This window comes from Citrobacter amalonaticus (assembly GCF_001559075.2).
In the GTDB taxonomy this organism is placed as follows: Bacteria; Pseudomonadota; Gammaproteobacteria; order Enterobacterales; family Enterobacteriaceae; genus Citrobacter_A; species Citrobacter_A amalonaticus_F.
Window position 1 is genome coordinate 2,658,112 of sequence record NZ_CP014015.2, and the last position, 24,302, is coordinate 2,682,413.

22 protein-coding genes are annotated in these 24,302 nt (G+C 54.1%); 15 read left to right on the forward strand and 7 right to left on the reverse strand.

The genetic code is table 11. The features are described from left to right. Positions 1-2 precede the first annotated feature (2 nt). Both speA and speB read left to right on the forward strand, forming a co-directional pair. Positions 3-1,979: a biosynthetic arginine decarboxylase gene (gene speA, locus AL479_RS12900; protein ID WP_042998051.1), complete on the forward strand. Its 1,977-nt coding sequence runs from the start codon at positions 3-5 to the stop codon at positions 1,977-1,979. Positions 1,980-2,122: 143 nt separating this feature from the next. Beyond that, the gene (speB, locus tag AL479_RS12905; RefSeq protein WP_061076335.1) at positions 2,123-3,043 is read left to right on the forward strand and encodes an agmatinase; all 921 of its coding nucleotides are present in this window, start codon (positions 2,123-2,125) and stop codon (positions 3,041-3,043) included. A 198-nt stretch (positions 3,044-3,241) separates the two neighbouring features. On the opposite strand, the gene AL479_RS12915 is transcribed toward speB, so the two are convergent. Then, positions 3,242-4,000, reverse strand: a complete 759-nt coding sequence (locus AL479_RS12915) for a M48 family metallopeptidase (RefSeq protein WP_061076336.1) — start codon at positions 3,998-4,000, stop codon at positions 3,242-3,244. 278 nt (positions 4,001-4,278) lie between these two features. On the opposite strand from AL479_RS12915, the gene tkt reads away from it, so the two are divergent. The 7 genes from tkt (at position 4,279) to AL479_RS12950 (ending at position 11,940) form a co-directional block, all read left to right on the forward strand. After that, complete coding sequence (gene tkt / locus AL479_RS12920; RefSeq protein ID WP_061076337.1) at positions 4,279-6,270, forward strand: transketolase; 1,992 nt, start codon at positions 4,279-4,281, stop codon at positions 6,268-6,270. A 318-nt stretch (positions 6,271-6,588) separates the two neighbouring features. Beyond that, complete coding sequence (gene cmtB / locus AL479_RS12925; protein WP_061076338.1) at positions 6,589-7,032, forward strand: PTS mannitol transporter subunit IIA; 444 nt, start codon at positions 6,589-6,591, stop codon at positions 7,030-7,032. Between the two features lie 27 nt (positions 7,033-7,059). Then, a complete protein-coding gene (locus AL479_RS12930; protein WP_105291754.1) occupies positions 7,060-8,439 on the forward strand; it encodes a PTS mannitol transporter subunit IICB in 1,380 nt (459 codons plus the stop codon). Between the two features lie 23 nt (positions 8,440-8,462). Next, positions 8,463-9,740 (forward strand): zinc-binding dehydrogenase, encoded by a 1,278-nt coding sequence (locus AL479_RS12935; RefSeq protein ID WP_061076339.1) that lies wholly within the window; start codon positions 8,463-8,465, stop codon positions 9,738-9,740. Next, positions 9,737-10,708, forward strand: a complete 972-nt coding sequence (glpX, locus tag AL479_RS12940) for a class II fructose-bisphosphatase (protein ID WP_102602675.1) — start codon at positions 9,737-9,739, stop codon at positions 10,706-10,708. The genes AL479_RS12935 and glpX overlap by 4 nt, the downstream gene beginning before the upstream one ends. 15 nt (positions 10,709-10,723) lie before the next feature. Further along, entirely contained in the window at positions 10,724-11,233 is a 510-nt protein-coding gene (locus AL479_RS12945; RefSeq protein WP_042998043.1) for an MltR family transcriptional regulator, read from the forward strand. Beyond that, on the forward strand, positions 11,230-11,940 hold the full coding sequence (locus AL479_RS12950) for a nucleoside/nucleotide kinase family protein (RefSeq protein ID WP_061076340.1): 711 nt from the start codon (positions 11,230-11,232) through the stop codon (positions 11,938-11,940). The genes AL479_RS12945 and AL479_RS12950 overlap by 4 nt, the downstream gene beginning before the upstream one ends. Here AL479_RS12950 and AL479_RS12955 read toward each other — a convergent pair. The 5 genes from AL479_RS12955 to AL479_RS12975 are packed head-to-tail and all read right to left on the reverse strand — an operon-like array spanning position 11,897 to position 14,976. Beyond that, positions 11,897-12,580 carry an ABC transporter ATP-binding protein gene (locus tag AL479_RS12955; protein ID WP_061076341.1) on the reverse strand — a complete coding sequence of 228 codons (684 nt, stop codon included), beginning with the start codon at positions 12,578-12,580 and terminating at the stop codon, positions 11,897-11,899. The two genes, AL479_RS12950 and AL479_RS12955, sit on opposite strands and share 44 nt — an antisense overlap. Beyond that, positions 12,574-13,251 (reverse strand): ABC transporter ATP-binding protein, encoded by a 678-nt coding sequence (locus AL479_RS12960; protein WP_061076342.1) that lies wholly within the window; start codon positions 13,249-13,251, stop codon positions 12,574-12,576. The genes AL479_RS12955 and AL479_RS12960 overlap by 7 nt, the downstream gene beginning before the upstream one ends. Beyond that, entirely contained in the window at positions 13,239-13,946 is a 708-nt protein-coding gene (locus AL479_RS12965; RefSeq protein ID WP_061076343.1) for an energy-coupling factor transporter transmembrane component T, read from the reverse strand. Before AL479_RS12965 ends, AL479_RS12960 begins: the two co-directional genes overlap by 13 nt. After that, complete coding sequence (locus tag AL479_RS12970) at positions 13,947-14,525, reverse strand: ECF transporter S component (protein WP_061076344.1); 579 nt, start codon at positions 14,523-14,525, stop codon at positions 13,947-13,949. 25 nt (positions 14,526-14,550) lie between these two features. After that, positions 14,551-14,976, reverse strand: coding sequence for a PPC domain-containing DNA-binding protein (locus AL479_RS12975; protein WP_061076345.1), 426 nt, complete (start codon positions 14,974-14,976; stop codon positions 14,551-14,553). 375 nt (positions 14,977-15,351) lie between these two features. Between AL479_RS12975 and epd the strand changes: the two genes are divergently transcribed. The 3 genes from epd to fbaA all read left to right on the forward strand — a co-directional run bounded on the left by epd (position 15,352) and on the right by fbaA (position 18,756). Then, positions 15,352-16,371 (forward strand): erythrose-4-phosphate dehydrogenase, encoded by a 1,020-nt coding sequence (gene epd, locus AL479_RS12980; RefSeq protein WP_061076346.1) that lies wholly within the window; start codon positions 15,352-15,354, stop codon positions 16,369-16,371. Positions 16,372-16,422: 51 nt separating this feature from the next. Continuing rightward, positions 16,423-17,586 (forward strand): phosphoglycerate kinase, encoded by a 1,164-nt coding sequence (gene pgk, locus AL479_RS12985; RefSeq protein ID WP_042324055.1) that lies wholly within the window; start codon positions 16,423-16,425, stop codon positions 17,584-17,586. Between the two features lie 90 nt (positions 17,587-17,676). After that, positions 17,677-18,756, forward strand: coding sequence for a class II fructose-bisphosphate aldolase (fbaA, locus tag AL479_RS12990; RefSeq protein ID WP_042324053.1), 1,080 nt, complete (start codon positions 17,677-17,679; stop codon positions 18,754-18,756). Between the two features lie 99 nt (positions 18,757-18,855). Here the strand turns inward: fbaA and AL479_RS12995 are convergent, their stop codons facing one another. Beyond that, complete coding sequence (locus AL479_RS12995) at positions 18,856-19,761, reverse strand: carbamate kinase (protein ID WP_061076347.1); 906 nt, start codon at positions 19,759-19,761, stop codon at positions 18,856-18,858. A 335-nt stretch (positions 19,762-20,096) separates the two neighbouring features. Between AL479_RS12995 and AL479_RS13000 the strand changes: the two genes are divergently transcribed. Genes AL479_RS13000 through AL479_RS13010 form a run of 3 tightly spaced genes read left to right on the forward strand, consistent with a single transcriptional unit; the run spans position 20,097 to position 24,272 of the window. Further along, the gene (locus tag AL479_RS13000) at positions 20,097-21,320 is read left to right on the forward strand and encodes an MFS transporter (RefSeq protein WP_061076348.1); all 1,224 of its coding nucleotides are present in this window, start codon (positions 20,097-20,099) and stop codon (positions 21,318-21,320) included. Positions 21,321-21,332: 12 nt separating this feature from the next. Next, entirely contained in the window at positions 21,333-22,994 is a 1,662-nt protein-coding gene (locus tag AL479_RS13005; protein ID WP_061076349.1) for an acyl-CoA synthetase FdrA, read from the forward strand. A 15-nt stretch (positions 22,995-23,009) separates the two neighbouring features. Then, entirely contained in the window at positions 23,010-24,272 is a 1,263-nt protein-coding gene (locus tag AL479_RS13010; RefSeq protein WP_061076350.1) for a DUF1116 domain-containing protein, read from the forward strand. Positions 24,273-24,302: the final 30 nt, after the last annotated feature.

Here is a 24,302-nt window from a genome sequence, read left to right on the forward strand (position 1 = left end):
CTATGTCTGACGACATGTCTTTGGGTTCGCCTTCGTCAGCAGGCGAACAGGGTGTACTACGCTCCATGCAGGAGGTTGCAATGAGCTCCCAGGAAGCCAGCAAGATGCTGCGTACTTACAATATTGCCTGGTGGGGCAATAACTACTACGACGTCAATGAGTTGGGTCACATTAGCGTGTGCCCTGACCCGGACGTGCCGGAAGCGCGTGTCGATCTCGCTAAGCTGGTGAAAGCGCGTGAAGCGCAAGGGCAACGCCTGCCGGCGCTGTTTTGCTTCCCGCAGATCCTGCAACACCGCCTGCGCTCCATTAACGCCGCGTTCAAACGCGCGCGTGAGTCGTACGGCTATAACGGTGACTACTTCCTGGTTTATCCCATCAAGGTTAACCAGCATCGTCGCGTGATCGAATCCTTAATCCATTCTGGCGAACCGCTGGGGCTGGAAGCCGGTTCCAAAGCGGAACTGATGGCGGTCCTGGCACATGCCGGAATGACCCGCTCGGTGATCGTGTGTAACGGCTATAAAGACCGTGAATACATTCGCCTGGCGTTGATCGGCGAGAAGATGGGCCACAAGGTCTATCTGGTCATCGAGAAGATGTCTGAGATCGCCATTGTGCTGGATGAAGCCGAACGTTTAAACGTCATTCCGCGTCTGGGCGTGCGTGCCCGTCTGGCCTCGCAGGGGTCAGGCAAATGGCAGTCCTCCGGCGGCGAAAAATCCAAATTCGGCCTGGCGGCAACGCAGGTCCTGCAACTGGTGGAAACACTGCGTGAAGCCGGGCGTCTCGATAGCCTGCAACTGCTGCATTTCCACCTCGGTTCGCAGATGGCGAATATCCGTGATATTGCCACCGGCGTACGTGAGTCTGCCCGTTTCTATGTTGAGCTGCATAAACTGGGCGTTAACATCCAGTGCTTCGACGTGGGCGGCGGTCTGGGCGTGGACTACGAAGGGACCCGCTCGCAGTCTGACTGCTCGGTGAACTACGGCCTGAATGAGTACGCCAACAACATTATCTGGGCAATTGGCGATGCCTGTGAAGAAAATGGCCTGCCGCATCCGACGGTGATCACCGAGTCCGGCCGTGCGGTGACCGCGCACCACACGGTGCTGGTGTCCAACATCATCGGCGTTGAGCGTAACGAATATACCGTGCCTGTTGCTCCGGCTGACGACGCGCCGCGCGCGCTGCAAAGCATGTGGGAAACCTGGCAGGAGATGCACGAGCCGGGCACCCGTCGCTCGCTGCGTGAATGGTTGCATGACAGCCAGATGGACTTGCACGATATCCACATCGGCTACTCTTCCGGCACCTTCAGCCTGCAGGAACGTGCGTGGGCGGAACAGCTTTACTTAAGCATGTGCCATGAAGTGCAGAAACAGCTGGATCCGCAAAACCGCGCGCACCGTCCGATCATCGACGAACTGCAGGAACGTATGGCGGACAAAATGTACGTCAACTTCTCGCTGTTCCAGTCAATGCCGGACGCGTGGGGGATCGATCAGCTGTTCCCGGTCCTGCCGCTGGAAGGGCTGGATCAGGTGCCTGAGCGTCGTGCGGTTCTGCTGGATATCACCTGTGATTCCGACGGCGCTATCGATCACTACATCGACGGCGATGGCATTGCGACAACCATGCCGATGCCAGAGTACGATCCGGATAACCCGCCGATGCTCGGTTTCTTTATGGTCGGCGCGTATCAGGAGATCCTCGGCAATATGCACAACCTGTTTGGCGATACCGAAGCGGTTGACGTGTTTGTCTTCCCGGACGGTAGCGTAGAAGTTGAGCTGTCGGATGAAGGGGATACGGTGGCGGACATGCTGCAATACGTGCAGTTGGATCCGAAAACGCTGCTGACACACTTCCGCGATCAGGTAAAACAAACCGGTCTGGACGATGCGCTACAGCAGCAGTTCCTCGAAGAGTTCGAAGCGGGTCTGTACGGCTATACGTATCTCGAAGACGAGTAATGGCTGATGCCCGGGCGACTTGAACCTGGGCAATTAAGCAGCGATAATTTACCCAATTAGTGTGTTTACGAATCAAACCCTTTCTCGTCGGGCCTAACGACGCGGGAGGGTTTTTTTATATCGACGAATATGAGGTTTTTGCCATGAGCACCTTAGGTCATCAGTACGATAACTCCCTGGTTTCTAACGCCTTTGGTTTCCTGCGTCTGCCGCTGAATTTCCAGCCGTATGACAGCGATGCCGACTGGGTGATCACTGGCGTGCCGTTTGACATGGCGACGTCCGGCCGCGCGGGTGGACGTCACGGCCCGGCGGCAATCCGTCAGGTGTCAACGAATCTGGCCTGGGAACACAACCGCTTTCCGTGGAACTTCGACATGCGTGAGCGCCTGAACGTGGTGGACTGCGGCGATCTGGTTTACGCCTTTGGCGACGCGCGTGAAATGAGTGAAAAACTGCAGGCGCATGCAGAGAAACTGCTGGCTGCCGGTAAACGTATGCTCTCTTTTGGCGGTGACCACTTTGTGACGCTGCCGCTGCTGCGCGCGCACGCAAAACACTTTGGCAAAATGGCGCTGGTCCATTTCGATGCTCACACCGACACCTATGCGAACGGCTGTGAGTTCGACCATGGCACCATGTTCTACACCGCGCCGAACGAAGGGTTGATCGATCCGAATCACTCCGTGCAGATCGGTATTCGTACGGAATTCGACAAAGACAACGGCTTTACCGTGCTGGACGCTTGTCAGGTGAACGATCGCGGCGTTGATGACATCATCGCCCAGGTGAAGCAGATTGTCGGCGACATGCCGGTCTATCTGACTTTTGATATCGACTGCCTGGATCCGGCATTCGCGCCGGGGACCGGTACGCCAGTGATTGGCGGCCTGACCTCCGATCGCGCCATCAAGCTGGTGCGCGGCCTGAAAGATCTGAACATCGTGGGGATGGACGTGGTGGAAGTGGCGCCGGCTTACGATCAGTCAGAAATCACCGCCCTGGCAGCGGCAACGCTGGCAATGGAGATGCTCTACATCCAGGCGGCGAAGAAAGGCGAGTAACGGGTTTCGGGCTATTTTACTCGCCATTTTGAACCCGGGCAGTGCTCGCCATCCTCACGTACTACGTGTACGCTCCGGTGGCTGTGCGCTGTCCAGGCCCAAACTGGCTTCGCCAATAACGCCCGATCACCGGACTAAATTTGTTGTTCTGTAGGCCGGATAAGGCGTTTACACCGCCATCCGGCACCGCTCTAATGGTTACTTAATCCCGTCCGCTTTCATACGATCGCGAATATGTTGCGCACGTTCTGCGGAGGCCGGGTGGTCGTCAAACATTGAGCTTTGACGACCTTCCTCCAGTTTCGCCAGTTTTTCAAAGCTGGTGGCAAGCCCCGCCGGGCTGATACCGCGTTTGCGCAACAAATCATACGAGTAGTCGTCAGCTTCCGATTCCTGACGCTGGGAGAACTGCGAGTTCACCAGTTTTTCCCCCAGATCGCCGAGCTGTGACTGCGACAGGCTGCCGACGATCCCACCCGCTGAGGCTGCGGCTGCGCGAACGGCGTTAGTGCCCAGCGCCACCTGCATACCTTTCTTCACGTGTCCGAGCGCAACGTGACCCATTTCATGGCCAATCACCGCTTCGACCTCGTTGTCCGTCATCATATCCATCAGGCCGCTATATACACGAATACAGCCGTTCGCCATCGCGAAGGCATTCACATCTTTCGCCATGTAGACCTTGTAGTTGACCGCTTGTCCGTTGATGTTATCGCCGAGCGCTGTGGCGATTTTGTTCAGGCGCTTCGCGTACTCGCTGCCGGCTGGCGCGATAGTCGCTTTACCATCCATTTCCGTACAGGCCTGGTTGCTTAACGCAATAACCTGCGCGTCGCTCAGACTGTAAGCCTGAAAAGCCTCGGCCCCTGAAGAGAGCAGTCCATTGGAATTCATATTCTGGCAGCCGGTCAGCACCGTCGCCATGCCCATAGCAAGCAGTAACGCGCGAATCTTCATGTTTTTTCTTCCACACGAAATGAGGATTGTTCTAAAAGTGCGCGATTTGCAGATGAATCCGCGCTCACGCTAAGTATAAAGAAAAGAACAACAAGCGGGCGAGCAGATTGCGCAACCTGCGAGTGTGATCCGGAGATTTCTGAAGCGGCAAAAGGATGCTCCATGTACATGACACGCGGCTTGGGTTACATTGTTGGCACTTTTTTCCGGCGTAGCCCAAAACGCGCTGTCGTCAAGTCGTTGCGGGTATGGCCTTCATCATCCGATCTGGAGTCAAAATGTCCTCACGTAAAGAGCTTGCCAATGCTATTCGTGCGCTGAGCATGGACGCAGTACAGAAAGCCAAATCCGGTCACCCGGGTGCCCCGATGGGTATGGCTGACATTGCCGAAGTCCTGTGGCGTGATTTCCTGAACCACAACCCGGGCAACCCGTCCTGGGCCGATCGTGACCGTTTCGTACTGTCCAACGGCCACGGCTCCATGTTGATTTACAGCCTGTTGCACCTCACCGGTTACGATCTGCCGATGTCTGAGCTGCAGAACTTCCGTCAGCTGCATTCCAAAACCCCGGGTCACCCGGAAGTGGGTTACACCGCCGGTGTGGAAACCACCACCGGTCCGCTGGGTCAGGGTATTGCGAACGCGGTCGGTATGGCTATCGCTGAAAAAACGCTGGCGGCGCAGTTTAACCGTCCGGGCCATGACATCGTTGACCACTACACCTATGCGTTCATGGGCGACGGCTGCATGATGGAAGGTATCTCTCACGAGGTATGCTCCCTGGCCGGTACCCTGAAGCTGGGTAAACTGGTAGCGTTTTACGATGACAACGGTATCTCTATCGATGGTCACGTTGAAGGCTGGTTCACTGACGATACTGCTAAACGTTTCGAAGCGTACGGCTGGCACGTGGTACGTGGTGTTGACGGCCACGACGCTGACGCCATCAAACGCGCAGTCGAAGAAGCGCGTAAAGTTACCGACAAACCGTCCCTGCTGATGTGCAAAACCATCATCGGTTTCGGTTCCCCGAACAAAGCAGGTACCCACGACTCTCACGGTGCGCCGCTGGGCGACGCCGAAATCGCACTGACCCGCGAACAGCTGGGCTGGAAATACGCACCGTTCGAAATCCCGTCTGAAATCTATGCCCAGTGGGATGCGAAAGAAGCCGGTCAGGCGAAAGAGTCTGCCTGGAACGAGAAATTTGCGGCCTACGCGAAAGCCTTCCCGCAGGAAGCGGCTGAGTTCACCCGTCGTATGAAAGGCGAAATGCCGTCTGACTTCGATGCGAAAGCGAACGAATTCATCGCTAAGCTGCAGGCTAACCCGGCGAAAATCGCCAGCCGTAAAGCGTCCCAGAATGCAATCGAAGCCTTTGGTCCGTTGCTGCCGGAATTCCTCGGCGGCTCTGCTGACCTGGCGCCGTCTAACCTGACTTTGTGGTCGGGTTCTAAAGCCATCAATGAAGATGCTGCCGGTAACTACATCCATTACGGCGTCCGTGAATTCGGTATGACCGCGATTGCCAACGGTATCTCCCTGCACGGTGGTTTCCTGCCGTACACCTCCACCTTCCTGATGTTCGTGGAATATGCGCGTAACGCGGTACGTATGGCTGCGCTGATGAAACAGCGTCAGGTGATGGTTTACACCCACGACTCCATTGGTCTGGGCGAAGATGGCCCGACTCACCAGCCGGTAGAACAGGTGGCTTCTCTGCGCGTCACGCCGAACATGAGCACCTGGCGTCCGTGTGACCAGGTTGAATCCGCCGTGGCGTGGAAGTACGGCGTTGAGCGTCAGGACGGCCCGACCGCACTGATCCTCTCCCGTCAGAACCTGGCACAGCAGGAGCGTACTGAAGCGCAACTGGCGAACATCGCGCGCGGTGGCTACGTACTGAAAGATTGCGCAGGCCAGCCTGAGCTTATCTTCATCGCGACCGGTTCTGAAGTGGAGCTGGCGGTTGCCGCATGGGACAAACTGACCGCAGAAGGCGTGAAAGCGCGCGTGGTCTCCATGCCGTCCACCGATGCCTTCGACAAGCAGGACGCGGCTTACCGTGAATCCGTACTGCCGAAAGCGGTTACCGCTCGCGTGGCAGTGGAAGCCGGTATCGCTGACTACTGGTTCAAATACGTGGGTCTGAACGGCGCGATCGTCGGGATGACCACTTTCGGTGAATCTGCTCCGGCAGAGTTGCTGTTCGAAGAGTTCGGCTTCACCGTCGACAACGTTGTCGCGAAAGCAAAAGCACTGCTGTAATCATCATTACAACAGTCTCTAACGGGTCGCTTCGGCGGCCCGTTATCATCTTCGGAGATAATTATTTTTACTCAGGCAAGGGTTTATTGTAGATCTCTATCACAAAATTGATATTTAGTGGATTGTTAAATTTGCAATGGTTATCACATAATTGCTCTTGCTATTTTAATTTTTATATACAACATATTGTTTTTTAATGATTTGAATTATTGCTCTTTTTCCTTGCCTCTGTTTTTCCCTCGATTGCTTTCATTTTGCCGCACGCGTATTTTGTTTTTAGCGAGACGTTGTACCCTAAAAATAAAATAAGGATAATTTATGCGGTTGATTGACTATTTTCCTGAAGCTTCTATTTCAATAAAACCGGTGGCAAAGAACTGGCAGGAAGCCATTGATTTTTCCATGTCATCATTGCTGGCAAATCATTATGTGAATACCAGTTATATCCAGGCTATAAAAGATTCGACGATCACCAATGGTCCTTATTATATTCTGGCTCCCGGTGTGGCGATGCCTCATGCTCGCCCGGAATACGGCGCGCTAAAAACAGGCATGTCATTAACGCTACTAAAACAGGAAGTACAGTTTGCCGACGATGACGAACCCGTAAAATTACTTATTGGGTTATCAGCGGCGAATGCCGATTCACATATCGGCGCTATCCAGGCTTTAAGCGAACTATTATGTGAAGAGGAAAACCTGGCAGCATTATTTGCTGCTAAATCAGAAAAACAGCTGGCGGATATTATCGCCCGCGCATAATCATTTTCTCCTCGACAGGATATTATCATGGAACACAAGTCTGCTCGTGCAAAGGTCCAGGCTTTTGGGGGATTTTTGACTGCAATGGTCATCCCTAATATCGGTGCTTTTATTGCCTGGGGTTTTATTACTGCATTATTTATTCCGACAGGGTGGATGCCCAATGAGCATTTCGCCAAAATAGTCGGCCCGATGATTACCTATTTATTACCCGTCATGATTGGCTCCACCGGTGGACATCTGGTAGGTGGGAAGCGCGGGGCGGTGATGGGGGGGATCGGTACAATCGGCGTGATTATTGGCGCGGATATCCCGATGTTCCTCGGTTCAATGATCATGGGGCCACTGGGTGGTCTGGTGATTAAATACATTGACCGGCTGCTGGACCAGCGTATTCCTGCGGGCTTTGAGATGGTAATTAATAACTTCTCTTTAGGCATTGCCGGAATGATGTTGTGCCTGCTGGGGTTTGAAGTCATTGGCCCGGCGGTCCTCATTGCCAATAATTTTGTGAAAGAGTGTATTGAATCACTGGTACATGCAGGTTATCTACCGCTGCTTTCATTGATTAATGAACCCGCGAAAATCCTCTTTCTGAATAATGCTATCGATCAGGGGGTCTATTATCCGCTGGGAATGCAGCAGGCCTCGGAGACAGGAAAATCCATCTTCTTCATGGTGGCCTCAAACCCTGGCCCCGGTTTAGGTTTACTGCTGGCGTTTGCCTTCTTTGGTAAAGGGATGGCGAAGAAATCGGCACCCGGCGCCATGATTATCCATTTTCTGGGCGGTATTCACGAACTCTACTTCCCGTACGTGCTGATGAAGCCACTGACCCTGATCGGCATGATTGCCGGGGGAATGAGCGGAACATGGGTGTTTAACCTGTTAGGCGGCGGCCTGGTCGCAGGTCCGAGCCCAGGATCGATTTTCGCTTATCTGGCATTGACGCCAAAAGGATCTTTCCTTGCCACGATTGCGGGCGTCATGGCGGGAACGGTGGTGACCTTTGTCATTACCTCCTTCATTTTGAAAATGGAGAAAAATAGCGAAGTTGAAAGTAAAGATACCTTCAGCGATTCCGCTAACGCCGTCAAAGCCATGAAGCAGGAAGGTCACTTTTCGTATCGCAATGTCAAACGTATTGCCTTTGTATGTGATGCGGGAATGGGGTCCAGTGCGATGGGGGCTACGACGTTTCGTAAGCGTCTGGAAAAAGCCGGGTTGTCTATCGATGTCAAACATTACGCCATCGAAAATGTCCCTGATGATGCCGATATTATCGTGACGCACGCCAGCCTTGAGGGGCGCGTTAAGCGAGTCAGTCATAAGCCTCTGGTGTTGATAAAAAATTATATTGGTGACCCGCTTCTTGACGATTTATTTAATCACTTAACGTCGAATTAGCATTTCTGGTTCCTGGAGTTAATATGAAAACGAAAGTTGCTGCAATATATGGCAAACAGGATGTCCGTATCCGTGAGTTTGAATTACCTGAAATTACGGAAAATGAACTGTTAGTCAGCGTGATCTCCGATAGCGTATGCTTATCCACCTGGAAGGCCGCGACATTAGGCAGTGAGCATAAACGTGTTCCTGATGATCTGGAAAATCACCCGGTGATTACTGGTCACGAATGTGCCGGAATCATTGTCGAGGTAGGAAAAAACCTGACCGGGAAATATAAGAAAGGGCAACGTTTTGTTTTACAACCTGCAATGGGATTGCCCAGCGGTTATTCCGCAGGATACAGCTACGAATATTTCGGGGGTAATGCCACGTATATGATTATTCCTGAAGTCGCGATAAATCTGGGATGCGTATTGCCATACCACGGTTCTTATTTTGCGGCCGCTTCGCTGGCGGAACCGATGTGTTGCATCATCGGCGCCTATAAGGCGAATTATCATACGACGCCTTATGTGTATGAGCACCGAATGGGGATTAAGCCCGGCGGCAATATTGCGCTTTTAGCCTGCGCCGGGCCAATGGGGATCGGTGCGATTGATTATGCCATCAACGGCGGGATCCAACCGGCACGCGTGGTGGTTGTGGATATTGATGAAACGCGTCTGGAGCAGGCTAAAAAACTCCTTCCGGTCGAACTGGCCGCGCGCAAGGGAATCGAACTCATTCATGTGAATTCGTCTGGTATGGCCGATCCCGCGACGCAACTGCGCAAATTAACGGGCGGCGCCGGGTTCGATGACGTTTTTGTCTATGCCGCCGTACCAGCCGTCGTGGAGATGGCTGACGATATTCTGGCAGAAGATGGTTGTCTGAACTTCTTTGCGGGTCCGACGGAGAGTCGCTTTAAAGTGCCGTTTAATTTCTACAACGTACATTACAACAGTACGCACGTGGTCGGAACTTCCGGCGGTTCTACCGATGATATGAAAGAGGCGATTGCGCTGAGCGCGACGGGCCAGCTTCAGCCGTCGTTTATGGTGACTCATATTGGCGGTCTCGATGCGGTGCCAGATACCGTTCTGAATTTGCCGGATATTCCGGGTGGCAAGAAGCTTATCTATAACGGTGTGACGATGCCGCTGACGGCCATTGCTGATTTCGCTGAGAAAGGCAAAACCGATCCGTTATTCAGAGAACTGGCGCTGTTGGTTGCCCAGACGCACGGTATCTGGAACGAAAAAGCGGAAAGATACCTGCTGGCGCAGTTTGGCGTGGATATCGGGGAGGCAGCGGCATGAAGTCGTTGGCATGGCCGCTGTTTCGCATCACGGAGCAGGCAGCGCTGGCTGCCTGGCCGCAAACCGGCTGCGGCGATAAGAACAAAATCGATGGCCTTGCAGTGAGCGCGATGCGCACGGCCTTGAATGACATTGCCATTCGCGGGCGCATCGTCATTGGTGAGGGCGAGATTGATCACGCGCCGATGCTATGGATTGGCGAAGAGGTCGGCAGCGGCAGCGGGCCAGAGGTGGATATCGCGGTCGATCCTATTGAAGGCACCCGGATGGTCGCGATGGGGCAGAGCAATGCGCTGGCGGTGATGGCGTTTGCGCCGCGGGGAAGCTTGTTACATGCCCCTGATATGTACATGAAAAAGCTGGTTGTTAACCGGCAGGCGAAAGGGGTGATTAATCTGGCGCGGCCTCTGGCGGATAACCTGCGTCATGTGGCGAAAGCGCTGGGCAAACCGCTGGATCGACTGCGCATGGCCACGCTGGATAAACCGCGGCTTCAGCCAGCGATTGCCGAAGCCACGCAACTGGGGGTGAAAGTCTTCGCCCTGCCGGATGGCGATGTGGCCGCCAGTGTTCTGGCCTGTTTGCAGGATAACCCTTATGACCTGATGTACACCATTGGCGGCGCGCCTGAAGGCGTCATTTCCGCCTGTGCGGTGAAAGCGTTGGGGGGCGATATGCAGGCCGAGCTGATCGATTTTTGTGAAGCGAAAGGCGACACCGCAGAGCATCGTCTTATTGCCGCTCAGGAGCGCCAGCGCTGTGCGGAAATGGGCGTCGAAGTCAATCGGGTCTATACGCTCGATGAACTGGTGGCGGGACATGACGTCCTCTTTAGCGCGACCGGAGTGACCGGCGGCGATCTTGTGAATGGGATCCAACAGGTTGCAAAGGGGGTGCGTACGCAAACTTTACTGATCGGCGGCGCGGATCGAACGTGTAATATAATAGACTCTCTGCATTCATGGTGATTGATCGGGAAACAAATGACGACGCTGACAGAAGACGATGTGCTGGAGCAACTGGATGCTCAAAATAACTTACTTTCGTTTATGACGACGGCACATTCCATTTTGCTACAAGGCATTAAGCGCTTTCTGCCGTCGCTATTTGTCGATAACGATGAAGAGATTGTGGAATATGCAGTGAAGCCGTTACTTGCCCAGAGTGGGCCGCTTGATGATATTGACGTTGCGCTACGCCTGATCTATGCGCTGGGAAAAATGGACAAATGGCTTTATGCCGACATTACGCATTTTTCGCAGTTTTATCAGTACGTCAGTGAACGGGATGAGATCCCGGGATTTGCCGATGACATCACCTGGGATTTTATCAGCAACGTCAACAGTATCACCCGAAATACGACCTTATATAGCGCGCTGGAGTCGATGAAATTTGCCGACTTTGCAGCGTGGTCTGAGGTGCGTTTTTCCGGAATGGTCAAGACGGCAATGACGCTGGCGGTGACGTCAATTTTGAAGGAATTAACACCGTGAAAATCGGACTGATGGTCAACGGGTTGCGGGTTGAAGCCCATTATCATGATGATGAGATAGCGAACGTTCATAAACCGTTATTACAGCGACTGGCAAACGTCCATTCCGCGAACGCCAGGCGCCGCACGATTGTGTTTCTGAGTGCGCCGCCCGGGACCGGAAAATCCACACTGACCACGTTCTGGGAATGGCTTTCTCGTCAGGATCCCTCTTTGCCGGCGATCCAGACGCTCCCGATGGATGGTTTCCATCATTACAATGACTGGCTGGAGACTCACCATCTGCGTGCGTACAAAGGGGCGCCAGAGACGTTTGACGTTGAAAAACTGGCGCAGAATCTGCGCCAGATTAGCGAAGGCGAAGGGACCTGGCCGCAGTATGATCGGCAAAAGCACGACCCGGTCGAAGACGCGATTGTGGTGAGCGCGCCGATTGTCATTGTGGAAGGAAACTGGCTGCTGCGGGATGACGAGAGATGGCGGGCGCTGGCGGCGTTCTGCGATTTTTCCCTGTTTATTCGCGCGCCAGCGGAGGCCCTGCGTGCGCGACTGGTGGGACGCAAGCTGGCTGGAGGATTATCGACAGCCGATGCCGAGGCGTTTTACATGCGCACAGACGGACCGAATGTGGAGCGTGTTCTGGAAAACAGTCTGCCTGCAGACCTTACGCTGGAGATGACGGTGTCAGGAGAGTATCGGATTGTGTGAGCGTTCCGTCGTGGAGTCGAACAATTCGTGAGAAATGACGCTGCGTAAATGCAGCGTCATGACTGATCGCCACAACGCTGGTGCCTCGTTTGCGACAAACGGCAAGCCAATGCTCAAATATAGCCAGCCAGTGCGCATCGAAGTCCCGACTGGGTTCATCAAGTAGCAAAACCGTCGGAGCCATCGCTTCCAGACTGGCGACGGCAACCATACGCCGTTGCGCGGTGTGAAGATCCAAAGGGTGTGCGTTGGCGACCTCTTCTAAATGACAGAGTGCTAAGGCTGCCTGAGTGCGACGGTTAATTTCTGCCGCCGGCCGTTTTTGTAGCTTCAGACCAAAAGCCACTTCATCAATAACGTTGCTGTGAAAGATCTGATTTTCCGCTTCCTGAAACAACACCCCAAAGAGACCGGCACGCTGCCGATTTTTCAGTTGAATCAATGGCGTTTCTCTGAACGTCACCGTACCGGCGTTGGGGGCGAGCAGTCCGGCCATAATCCGCAGAAGCGTTGATTTACCCGCGCCATTATCACCCGTTAACGCCAGCCATTCGCCTTCCCGTAGTTCAAGCGAGATATCGCGCAAGCAGTCGTTTTCCGCGTTTGGCCAGCGATAAGTCACCTGATTCAACATCAACATAGTGGTGTCAGCGCTCCCTCGTGCAGTTGCCAGACCTGCTGGCAGCGGGAAAGGTAAGAGAAATGATGGCGCTCGAAAAGCACAACCAGAGACTGCTGTTCCTGTGCCCATTGTTGCAGCCGTCCAAGTAGCATATCGGTGGCCTGTGATGTCAGTCGACTGAACGCTTCATCGAGTATTAGCAATTTCGGCATCATCGCCAGCGCGCTGGCAATGACCACGCGCTGGGTTTCGCCGCCGGAAAGCGTCCCGGGATGGCGATGGCGCAGCGGCTGGCATTCTGTCAGGGTCAGGGCCGTATCAATTCGCCGCATAATCTCAGCGTCGTCCAGGCAGAGGTTTTCTGGACCAAAGGCTATCTCCTCCTCAACGCTGAATGTACAACCGGAAAGCTGCAGGTAAGGCGATTGTTGCACAAGCTGGATAAAGGGGGCCTGCTCCACGAGCGGACGTTCCCCTATAGCGGTACCCAGCAGCGTTCCTTTGCCTTCAATGTCTCCAGGAAGAAAATCCGGATACCAGCCCGCCATCAGCTGCGCAAGCGTGCTTTTCCCACTGCCGTTATCGCCCAGGATTGCGACCATTCCGGGGGTTGAATAATGGAAATCCAGACAGGATGACGTGCGTGTGGCGCAGGCAGGCAGATAGCGAAATTGTTCTAACGTAACCATATCCATACTCCTGTCTCAGCCACTATCAGAATCATCATGCCGTAGCGCGCCAGACGCTGTAAGGCGCTGTCTTTCGGTGCCCACAGCGTGGTGCGCGTCCGATGCAGGCGAAACCCTCGCATATCCAGCGCGGCGCCGCGTACGGCTAAATCGTTGAGCGCATTATGGGTGAGGGGCACAATCAATGCTGGCATCGCGCGTAAACGTTGATGCCACGATTCATCCAGCGGTACGCCGCGAGCCCGCTGCGCTTCATGAATAATGGCTAACTGTCGTTTAAGCTGTTCGACGACCAGTAAGGGACCGGCGAAAAGATAAGCGATGCCTGGTGGCAGACGTGATGCGAACAGTGCCCGAATGAAACGCTGCACCGGTACGTACTGCATCCAGAGCTGTGACGTTGAAATAATGGCCAGTATTCGCAACCACAACGTGACGGCATGCGCCCAACGTTGCGGATCCCGGGGCTGACCGCTGATCCATTCCGTCAACCAGCCGCCATGCACCAGCCATAGTCCCATTCCCAGAGAGAACATCAGCCAGGCTACATATTTCGCCCGTCGCCGCGTCGACGTCATCACCAGCAGGCAGAGAAAGGTGGCGGCGCTATAAACCGGCAAGACCGTCTGCGCCGGAAGAAGCAAGGTCGTGCATGCTGCCAGCGCCCACAATGTCAACGAGGTAAACGGATGCATTTAGCGCACAGCAGACATCGTTGGAAAGTGGCGTGTCGTACGTAGAGGCAACTGACGCAGCAAAATCCAGACAATAATCGCGGTCAAAATTTTATCGACCAGGTTTGCGCCCAGAACCGTAATGGCAACGGATTCCACCAGATTCTGGCCGACGGAATGCATCCAGGCGACAAATAAGTCAGCGCCGCTGCCAGTGACGCCGCCAAATAATGTAGTACGTAGCGGTACCGCAACCAGCGTAACGGCCAGGGTAATAACGACACCGCTGACGACCACTTTCGGCAACGTGCGAAACCAGCCTGCCCGTGCCAGCCATCCGGCAACGAGACCAATGACCATGGCCACAGGGGCAAAGGCGGCAGCGATCGGATCGGTTAACAGCCCCCAGAGTAAGTTCGTCAGTAGCCCTGTCAGCATACCGATGACAGGCCCCAGCAGCACGGCGCTAATCAGCGTGCCAATCGAGTCGAGAAAGATGGGAAGCTTTAACATGCTGATTAGCTGGCCACCAATCATATTGATGGCTATAGCAATCACAATCAGAACTAAGGATTGGCTGGAAAACGGGCGGCGTACCATAGGTAACCTCTTGTTGAATAGTCAATTAACGGCGGGAGATATGCAATTCTTCATAGCCGGAAAGGGCGCAGGCTTGCCGGCTAAATTCCAGCTCGCTCAGCTCGCCGATCACCAACTCAAGCGTGGTGCGTACGGTACACCCTGGCATCATATGCCCTCCCAGCATTGCGCCATGCGGGTCAGCAACACAGAGATGTAAATGTTCGCCGGTTAATTCCAGCGTGCCGTTGAGGGAGATGACTTCCCATGTGCCGGTAAGCAAAGTGGTGTCTTCTTCTCCGGCATAGCGCAGCGCAACATCGGTCAAACTACCGGTGCAACCTGCTATCCACGCGGCGTGTAATGCGTTCTGACGTATAAAGGTACGTAACCGGGAAAAGATCTCCTGCCCTGGAAGCAGGCGAAGCGCGTAAAAGCGTGCCGTTGAGGAATGGGCGTGAATGATCGTCATAATGTGCGGGACTCCGAAACTCGGACGTGGCGTTGATAATATCGCCGTTGGCAACGGTACTCTCTGATATAAATCAGGATTTGGAACAGGGCAACGAAAAGATCTTGCATCGCTTATTCACGATTCTGGAATATGGAATAAATCTCCCGGTCAAGCGGCTTGAAATGTGACGCAAGTCAGATAAATGGCGAATCCATCTGGACAATCGTTCCTTTTATTCCCCGTTTCGCTTATTCTAGCTGAAGCGTTTCAGTCGATTAAATGTTCGACAAATAATCAATCAGTCGCAGTTTGCGACAGGTAAGGTTTCCCTGAACGATGCGCTGGATTACTCTGTCAGCCACATCTGAATCGGGATAGCCTTGCAGGAGATCTATGACCGTACGCGTAGCGATTAATGGCTTCGGTCGCATCGGACGTAATGTGGTTCGTGCTTTATATGAATCCGGACGTCGGGCGGAAATCACCGTGGTGGCAATCAATGAACTGGCGGATGCTTCAGGCATGGCGCATTTGTTGAAATATGACACCAGCCATGGACGTTTTGCATGGGACGTTCGCCAGGAGCGCGAGCAGCTCATGGTGGGCGACGACGCGATTCGCATCCTGCATGAGCCTTCGCTTGAGGCGCTGCCGTGGCGCGAGCTCGGCGTTGATATCGTACTGGACTGTACGGGCGTCTACGGGAACCGTGAACACGGCGAAGCGCATATCGCCGCTGGCGCGAAGAAAGTGCTCTTTTCACATCCTGGCAGCAACGATCTCGACGCCACCGTGGTATTTGGCGTCAATCAGGATCAACTGCGCGCGGAACATCGCATCGTCTCCAATGCTTCGTGTACCACGAATTGTATTATTCCCATTATCAAATTATTGGATGATGCCTATGGCATAGAGTCCGGTACGGTGACGACCATTCATTCCGCGATGCACGACCAGCAGGTGATTGATGCGTACCATTCTGACCTGCGTCGTACGCGTGCGGCGAGTCAGTCGATCATTCCGGTCGATACCAAACTGGCGGCAGGCATCACCCGAATTTTCCCGCAGTTTAACGATCGTTTTGAAGCGATTGCGGTGCGGGTACCGACGATAAACGTCACGGCAATCGACTTAAGCGTCACGGTGATGAAGCCCGTAAAAGCTAATGAAGTCAACCAGTTGCTGCAAAAAGCGGCACAAGGTGCATTTCATGATATAGTTGACTATACGGAATTACCGTTGGTCTCCGTCGATTTTAATCACGACCCGCATAGCGCCATTGTTGATGGTACACAAACGCGGGTCAGTGGCGCGCACCTTATTAAGACACTGGTCTGGTGTGACAATGAATGGGGCTTTGCTAACAGAATGCTCGACACCACGTTAGCGATGGCTGCAAAAGGTTTCAGGTAGGGCGCAAGGGCGTCTGCAAAACTTTATCAAGAATCAACGAGAGGATTCACCATGTCTGTAATCAAGATGACCGATTTGGATCTTGCTGGTAAACGTGTTTTTATCCGTGCGGATCTGAACGTACCAGTTAAAGAAGGGAAAGTGACCAGCGATGCGCGTATCCGCGCTTCCCTGCCGACCATCGAACTGGCCCTGAAACAGGGTGCTAAAGTGATGGTTACTTCCCACCTGGGTCGTCCTACCGAAGGCGAGTACAACGAAGAATTCTCTCTGCTGCCGGTTGTTAATTACCTGAAAGACAAACTGTCTAACCCGGTTCGTCTGGTAAAAGATTACCTCGACGGCGTTGAAGTTGCTGCCGGTGAACTGGTGGTTCTGGAAAACGTTCGCTTCAACAAAGGCGAGAAGAAAGACGACGAAGCGCTGTCCAAAAAATACGCTGCACTGTGTGACGTATTCGTGATGGACGCATTTGGTACGGCTCACCGTGCGCAGGCTTCTACTCACGGTATCGGCAAATTTGCTGACGTCGCATGTGCCGGTCCGCTGCTGGCCGCAGAACTGGACGCGCTGGGTAAAGCGCTGAAAGAGCCAGCTCGTCCGATGGTGGCTATCGTGGGCGGTTCTAAAGTTTCCACCAAACTGACTGTTCTGGATTCCCTGTCCAAAATCGCTGATCAACTGATCGTTGGCGGCGGCATTGCGAACACCTTCGTTGCCGCTCAGGGCCACAATGTGGGCAAATCCCTGTACGAAGCCGATCTGGTTGACGAAGCGAAACGTCTGCTGACCACGTGCGATATTCCGGTTCCGACTGACGTTCGCGTCGCGACCGAGTTCTCTGAAAGTGCTGCTGCAACGCTGAAATCCGTCAACGACGTGAAAGAAGACGAGCAGATCCTGGATATCGGTGACGCTTCTGCACAGCAACTGGCTGAAATCCTGAAGAATGCGAAAACCATTCTGTGGAACGGCCCGGTTGGTGTGTTTGAATTCCCGAACTTCCGTAAAGGGACTGAAATCGTGGCTAACGCGATTGCTGACAGCGACGCGTTCTCTATCGCAGGCGGCGGTGACACGCTGGCGGCTATCGACCTGTTCGGTATTGCTGACAAAATCTCCTACATCTCCACTGGCGGCGGCGCATTCCTCGAATTCGTGGAAGGTAAAGTTCTGCCTGCAGTAGCGATGCTCGAAGAGCGCGCTAAGAAGTAAGACACTCAAGGGCAGGGAAACCTGCCCAATTTTCAGCGCGCTTTAGTGGCACGCACCCCTTTCCAAGGCCGAAGATACAGGACTCGTAACATGTCTAAAATTTTTGATTTCGTAAAACCTGGCGTTATCACCGGTGATGACGTACAGAAAGTTTTCCAGGTAGCAAAAGAAAACAACTTCGCTCTGCCAGCAGTTAACTGCGTCGGTACCGACTCTATCAACGCCGTTCTGGAAACCGCTGCAAAAGTTAAAGCGCCGGTCATCGTACAGTTCTCCAACGGTGGCGCTGCGTTCATCGCGGGTAAAGGCGTGAAAACTGACGTTCCTCAGGGTGCGGCAATCATGGGCGCGATCTCTGGTGCGCACCACGTACATCAGATGGCTGAGCACTACGGTGTTCCGGTTATCCTGCACACTGACCACTGCGCGAAGAAACTGCTGCCGTGGATCGACGGTCTGCTGGACGCAGGTGAAAAACACTTCGCGGCGACCGGTAAACCGCTGTTCTCTTCTCACATGATCGACCTGTCTGAAGAGTCACTGGAAGAGAATATCGAAATCTGTTCCAAATACCTGGCGCGCATGTCCAAAATGGGCATGACCCTGGAAATCGAACTGGGTTGCACCGGCGGTGAAGAAGATGGTGTGGATAACAGCCACATGGATGCTTCTGCTCTGTACACCCAGCCGGAAGACGTGGATTACGCGTACACCGAGCTGAGCAAAATCAGCCCGCGCTTCACTATCGCGGCTTCCTTCGGTAACGTACACGGCGTGTACAAGCCGGGTAACGTGGTTCTGACCCCGACCATCCTGCGCGACTCTCAGGACTATGTTTCTAAGAAACACAACCTGCCGCACAACAGCCTGAACTTCGTCTTCCACGGTGGTTCCGGTTCTACCGCTCAGGAAATCAAAGACTCCGTAAGCTACGGCGTAATCAAAATGAACATCGATACCGATACCCAATGGGCGACCTGGGAAGGTGTTCTGAACTACTACAAAGCGAACGAAGCGTATCTGCAGGGTCAGCTGGGCAACCCGAAAGGCGAAGATCAGCCGAACAAGAAATACTACGATCCGCGCGTATGGCTGCGTGCTGGCCAGACTTCCATGATCACGCGTCTGGAACAGGCTTTCAAAGAACTGAACGCCATCGACGTGCTGTAATAAGGTCCGCTGTTGGTAAAAATGGCTTCCTTCGGGAAGCCATTTTTTTGCGTTGTTGCCGGAGAGGCTCGCCATCCGACAATGACAAACGGCAGGGGTCTACTGCGTCACGCAGGTGCCTTTCTCGCCCATTAATATCTGCGGCGCATCTTTCAGCGCGCCAATAAACGCCAGGCGTCCGGTTTGCTTAACAAACTGGATCACTGCCGCCGCTTTTGGTCCCATAGCGCCATCCGGCGCTGCAAACGGCGCCAACTCTTCTGTTGTGACATGTCGCAACGCACGCGCCTGCGGAGTGCCCCAGTGTTCATAGACGGCATCGGCATCGGTCAGGATCAGCAGATGATCGGCGTTGATGGCATTCGCCAATACCGCGGCTGTCAGATCTTTATCGATCACCGCTTCAGTTCCCAGGTATCCGTTACCCTGAGCCACCACCGGAACGCCGCCGCCGCCACAGCAAATCACCGTATGCCCCGCTTCCATCAGCATCTGGATGGCCTCGCCGTCGAGGATGTTTTGCGGTATCGGTGAGGGAACGACCCGGCGAATGTATTGCCCATCCGCCTTCATCGTCCAGCCATAGCGTTGTTCCAGTTCAGCTTGTTGATCCGGTTGATAGACAGGGCCAATGTACTTACCCGGAGCGGCAAATGCCTCATCCTGCGGGTCTACTTCTACCCGTGTCATCAGCGTGGTCACGGGGCAACCCCCCGTATTTTGCGTCAGCGCCTGGGCGATGGCGACACCAATCATTCCCTGGCTTTCGGCCACCAGGATATCCAGTGGCCAGGCGGGTGATTCCGTGTAGGCCGCGTTCTGCAACGCCAGCAGCCCTACCTGAGGCCCGTTTCCGTGAACAATCACCAGTTGATAATCGCGAGCCAGGGTCGCCACCCGTTGCGCAAAAACCTGAATGCTGCGTTGTTGGTTTTCCGCACTCAATATCTCTCCGCGCTGTAATAATGCATTCCCACCCAGCGCAATGACCAGTTTCTTTTTCATTATGACCTCAATGTGCAAAATATCTCGTGGTCAAAATAACGTTCCGGGTTTTTTATAATGTGACTTATTCGACAGCTTATTGACTGATAAAAATAACGCGTTAATTAGGATTGTTTTTAATGACTTTGTTTAAAATATTTAAAAAATGATTGTTAGACTTTTTTTAATAATGTTGCGGTCAGTTCCCAGGAATTTATAACAATGGATTTTGTGTGACTTTGCTCAAACGAAATGATGTCGCAGCCCGATATGGTGAGCAGAGTTAAAACATCAAGCCTCATCAATCGTCAGATAATCTGAGGTGTTCAACGGTAAATATTACCGGGAGATTGCTTATGTCTGAATCATGTGAAGTGACTGAGGTCACGAAGAAAAAAGGAATACCGGCCTGGTGGGTGACCATTTTCCTGTTCTGGCTGGGATGGATTTTCATGTATGCCGACCGGACGGTATTGAACCCGGTGATGGGCGAACTGGAGAAAGAGTTTGGCTTAAGTGGAACACAATTAGGCATTCTTAATTCTGTGTTTTATTTTTCTTATGCGTTATTACAGGTCCCGGCCGGAATACTGGGTGACAAAATCGGTAAGAAAAAAGTGCTGGTGCCTGGGTTTATTCTCTTTGGCGTTTTCACGGCCGTTACCGGTTGGGCAAAAAGTTGGTACACGCTGCTGTTTGCCCGCGTGGTCACGGGCGCGGGAGAAGGGACCTATTACGGTCCACAGTACGGCCTTTCTTCCGAGCAAATCCCCAAAAAATATCGCTCGCTTGGCAGCGCAATTATCAATAGCGGCATGGCCTTCGGTATCGCGCTGGGACTGATGACCTCAAGCTGGCTGGTGTACGATCAGGGTCATTCATGGCGGATGCCGTTCTACGCGATGGCGGTTCCTTCGGTACTGGTGGGAATTGCGATCTGGCTGTTTGTGAAAGAAAAGAAACGCACCGTAGATACCGACGGTCAGCCGGTAAAAAAAGGCAAATTCAGCGATCTCCTGAAAAACCGCAATCTCGTTCTGACCTATATCATGGTGTTCTGCAGCCTGTTTGGTTTCTTCGTTATTCTGACCTGGCTTCCCTATTATCTGCAAAATGAACGTGGTATTGCCGGTAGCGAAACCGGGTTTATCTCTTCGTTGGTCGCCTGGATTTCAATTCCTGGCGCACTGTTATTCTCCAGCCTGTCTGACAAATTAGGTAAGCGCAAACCGTTAATTATGTTCCTCGTCCCGGTGGCGATCATCAGCATGCTGTCCATTGTCTGGATGCCAAATATGACCGGCGTGATTGTCGCCCTGTGTGTTTACGGTCTCGTCGGCAAACTGGCGCTGGATCCCGTGCTGGTTGCGCTGGTTGCCGATAGCGTTGATGAAAATAATTACAGCACCGCGTTTGGCTTATTTAATTTTATCGGCATGAGCTCATCTATTCTTGCGCCCATTATTGCTGGTGCGGCGCGCGATATAACGGGCAGCCTGGCTTCCAGTTTTTATGTATCAGCCATTCTGTTAGCGATTGGATTGGTTGCGATGCTGTTTTTGAAAGAAAAACGTACATAAGAGGTAGCGGTAATGATTTACGCCTTTATTAAAAAGGGAAGCTTTCAGGACTCCGTCAGCCTGATGATCATTTCCCGGAAATTAAGTGAGCGGCCGGAAGTTGACCAGGTTTCCGTGATGATGGGAACGCCAGCGAATAAAGCGATGCTGGATTCTACGGGCTTCTGGCATGACGATTTTGTCGAGGCCACACCGAACGATATTTGTGTGGCGGTACGAACGCATGACGAGCAACCTGCGATCCTCGAATTAATTCGCGAACAGCTGGAAAAAGAGTTGAGCGCAATTGCCAGCGCCTCAGGCAGTTCACAGCAACTGCTGAAGGCGCGTCGCTGGGAGAGCGCGTGCCAGAAATTACCGCAGGCCAATCTGCTGCTGGTTTCGGTTGCCGGGGAGTATGCGGCCTCCGTCGCTAAAGAGGGGCTGTTGGCCGGTAAAAACGTGATGATGTTCTCCGATAACATACCGCTGGAGCAGGAAGTTGAGCTGAAAACGTTGGCTCGCGAGAAAGGGCTGATCGTGATGGGGCCGGATTGCGGGACGGCGATGATTGCCGGTAGCCCACTGGCTTTCGCGAACGTGTTGCCCGACGGCGGGATTGGCGTAATTGGGGCGTCCGGAACGGGTATTCAGGAGGTCACCTCTCAGATTGCGCTGCACCAGCAGGGGATCAGCCATGCCATCGGTTTGGGGGGGCGTGATCTGAGTGCGGAAGTGGGAGGCATCAGTGCGTTAACGGCGCTGGAGATGCTGGCGGCTGATGATGCCACGCGGGTGATCGCGTTTGTCTCCAAGCCGCCGTCGCCGCAGGTCAGAACCCGCATTATCAATGCGATGCAAAAGGTAGGTAAACCGGTGGTCGCGCTCTTTCTCGGGAATAAACCGGAACAGCGCCGTGAAGGGAATGTCTGGCTGGCGAATTCGCTTTCAGATGCCGCCCAACTGGCCGTGTTGCTGATGCGCGTGGCTCAGCAGCGCCTGATTCAACCTGAGGTGGCAGGAAAAGGCATTTATGGGCTGTATGCCGGCGGAACCCTCGCGGCTGAAGCGGCGATGTTGCTTTCGGCCGGACTGGGTGTGCCGGTGAGCGAAAGCCACGCTGCTGGCGTCATGCTCGACGCGCAGGGCCACCGCATTGTCGATCTGGGGGATGACAGCTACACGTTGGGCAGACCGCACCCGATGATCGACCCGACAACCCGCAGCATTGAAATCGAAAAGCTGGCAGCGATGCCGGACGTGGGCGTGCTGCTGCTGGATGTAGTGCTGGGCTATGGCGCTTGTGCTGACCCGGCGGGCGCCGTTGTTGAGGCTGTCGAGCAGGTTCGCGCAACGCGGAACGCGCCGCTGGTCACCATCGCCACCCTGACCGGAACCGATGCCGACCCACAGGGACGCAGTGGACAAACTGACATCCTGCGTGATGCAGGCATCGCCGTGGTGGAAACCCTGGAAGAGGCCGTGTTGCTCGCAATCAGCCTGACACATCATCAGGACTCCCGCCCATCCGTTGAACCTAACCCCTTGCTGGATGGTGTACAGGTGATCAATGCCGGACTGCGCAGCTTCGCGCTGGATCTGCAAAGCAGCGGCACGCCGGTTGTGCATTATCAGTGGGCGCCGATTGCCGGTGGCAATGTGCGTCTCGCCAGTTTACTCAAGCAGTTACATTAATTCAGAGGTACCGATATGTATTCATCAATTGCACAGGCCAACGACGCCATTATTGAACGCATCAAAGCCGCACGCCCGCACTGGGTTGCTGTCCGTCCTGCGAAAGAGGCGGTGGTTGAATTGTCCTCCGGGCGTAAATTGCTGCACGCCGGCCCGCCGATTGCCTGGGAAGAGATGACGGGGCCCATGCGCGGTGCCTGTATCGGCGCATCGCTGTTTGAGGGGTGGGCAACCACTGAAGAGGAGGCCGTCAGTCTCCTGAGCCAGGGCGAAGTGGAATTTATCCCGTGCCATCATGTCGGCGCCGTCGGCCCGATGGGCGGCATCACCTCGGCGAATATGCCAGTGTTGGTCGTACGAGACGTGGTGCACGGCAATCAGTCCTGTTGCAACCTGAACGAAGGGATCGGCAAGGTCATGCGTTTCGGCGCCTACGGTGAGGATGTGCAGATGCGTCTACGCTGGATGCGCGATACGCTGGCACCGGTGTTACAGGAGGCCTTATCGTGCATGGATAACGGCGTGGATCTGACGGCGATGATGGCCCAGGCGATTACGATGGGGGACGAATTCCATCAGCGTAATATCGCGGCCTCGTCGCTACTGCTGCGCACGCTGTCTCCTGTGATCGCCGGTCTTGACCGCCCGAAAGCTGAAATCATTGAGGTGCTGCAATTCCTGAGCGTGACCGATCAGTTCTTCCTTAACCTGGCGATGGCCTACAGCAAAGCGGTGATGGATGCGGCGGCAGTGATTAAAGCCGGTTCGGTGGTGACGGCAATGACGCGCAACGGGCGTGAGTTCGGGATTCGCGTCAGCGGTACCGGTGACCGTTGGTTTACCGCGCCAGTGAATACACCGCAGGGTTTGTTCTTTACCGGCTACAGTCAGGCTGACGCTAACCCGGATATCGGTGATAGTGCCATTACCGAGACGCTGGGCATCGGTGGCGCAGCCATGATTGCTGCGCCTGGCGTGACGCGTTTCGTCGGCGCGGGCGGTATGGGGGCCGCGCTGGAAACGTCCGAGGAGATGGCGGAAATCTACCTCGCCAACAACCCTTTGTTCCAGATCCCGTCCTGGGATTTCAAAGGGGCGTGTCTGGGGCTGGATATCCGTCGCGTCGTGGAAACGGGGATTACGCCGCTGATCAACACCGGTATCGCCCACCGCGAAGCCGGAATCGGTCAGGTTGGCGCAGGGACCGTACGCGCACCGTTGTTGTGCTTTGAAAAAGCGCTGGAAGCGCTGGCGGAAGAACATCACATCACGGCGTAACAGCAATGCCCGGTGGCGCTAACGCTTACC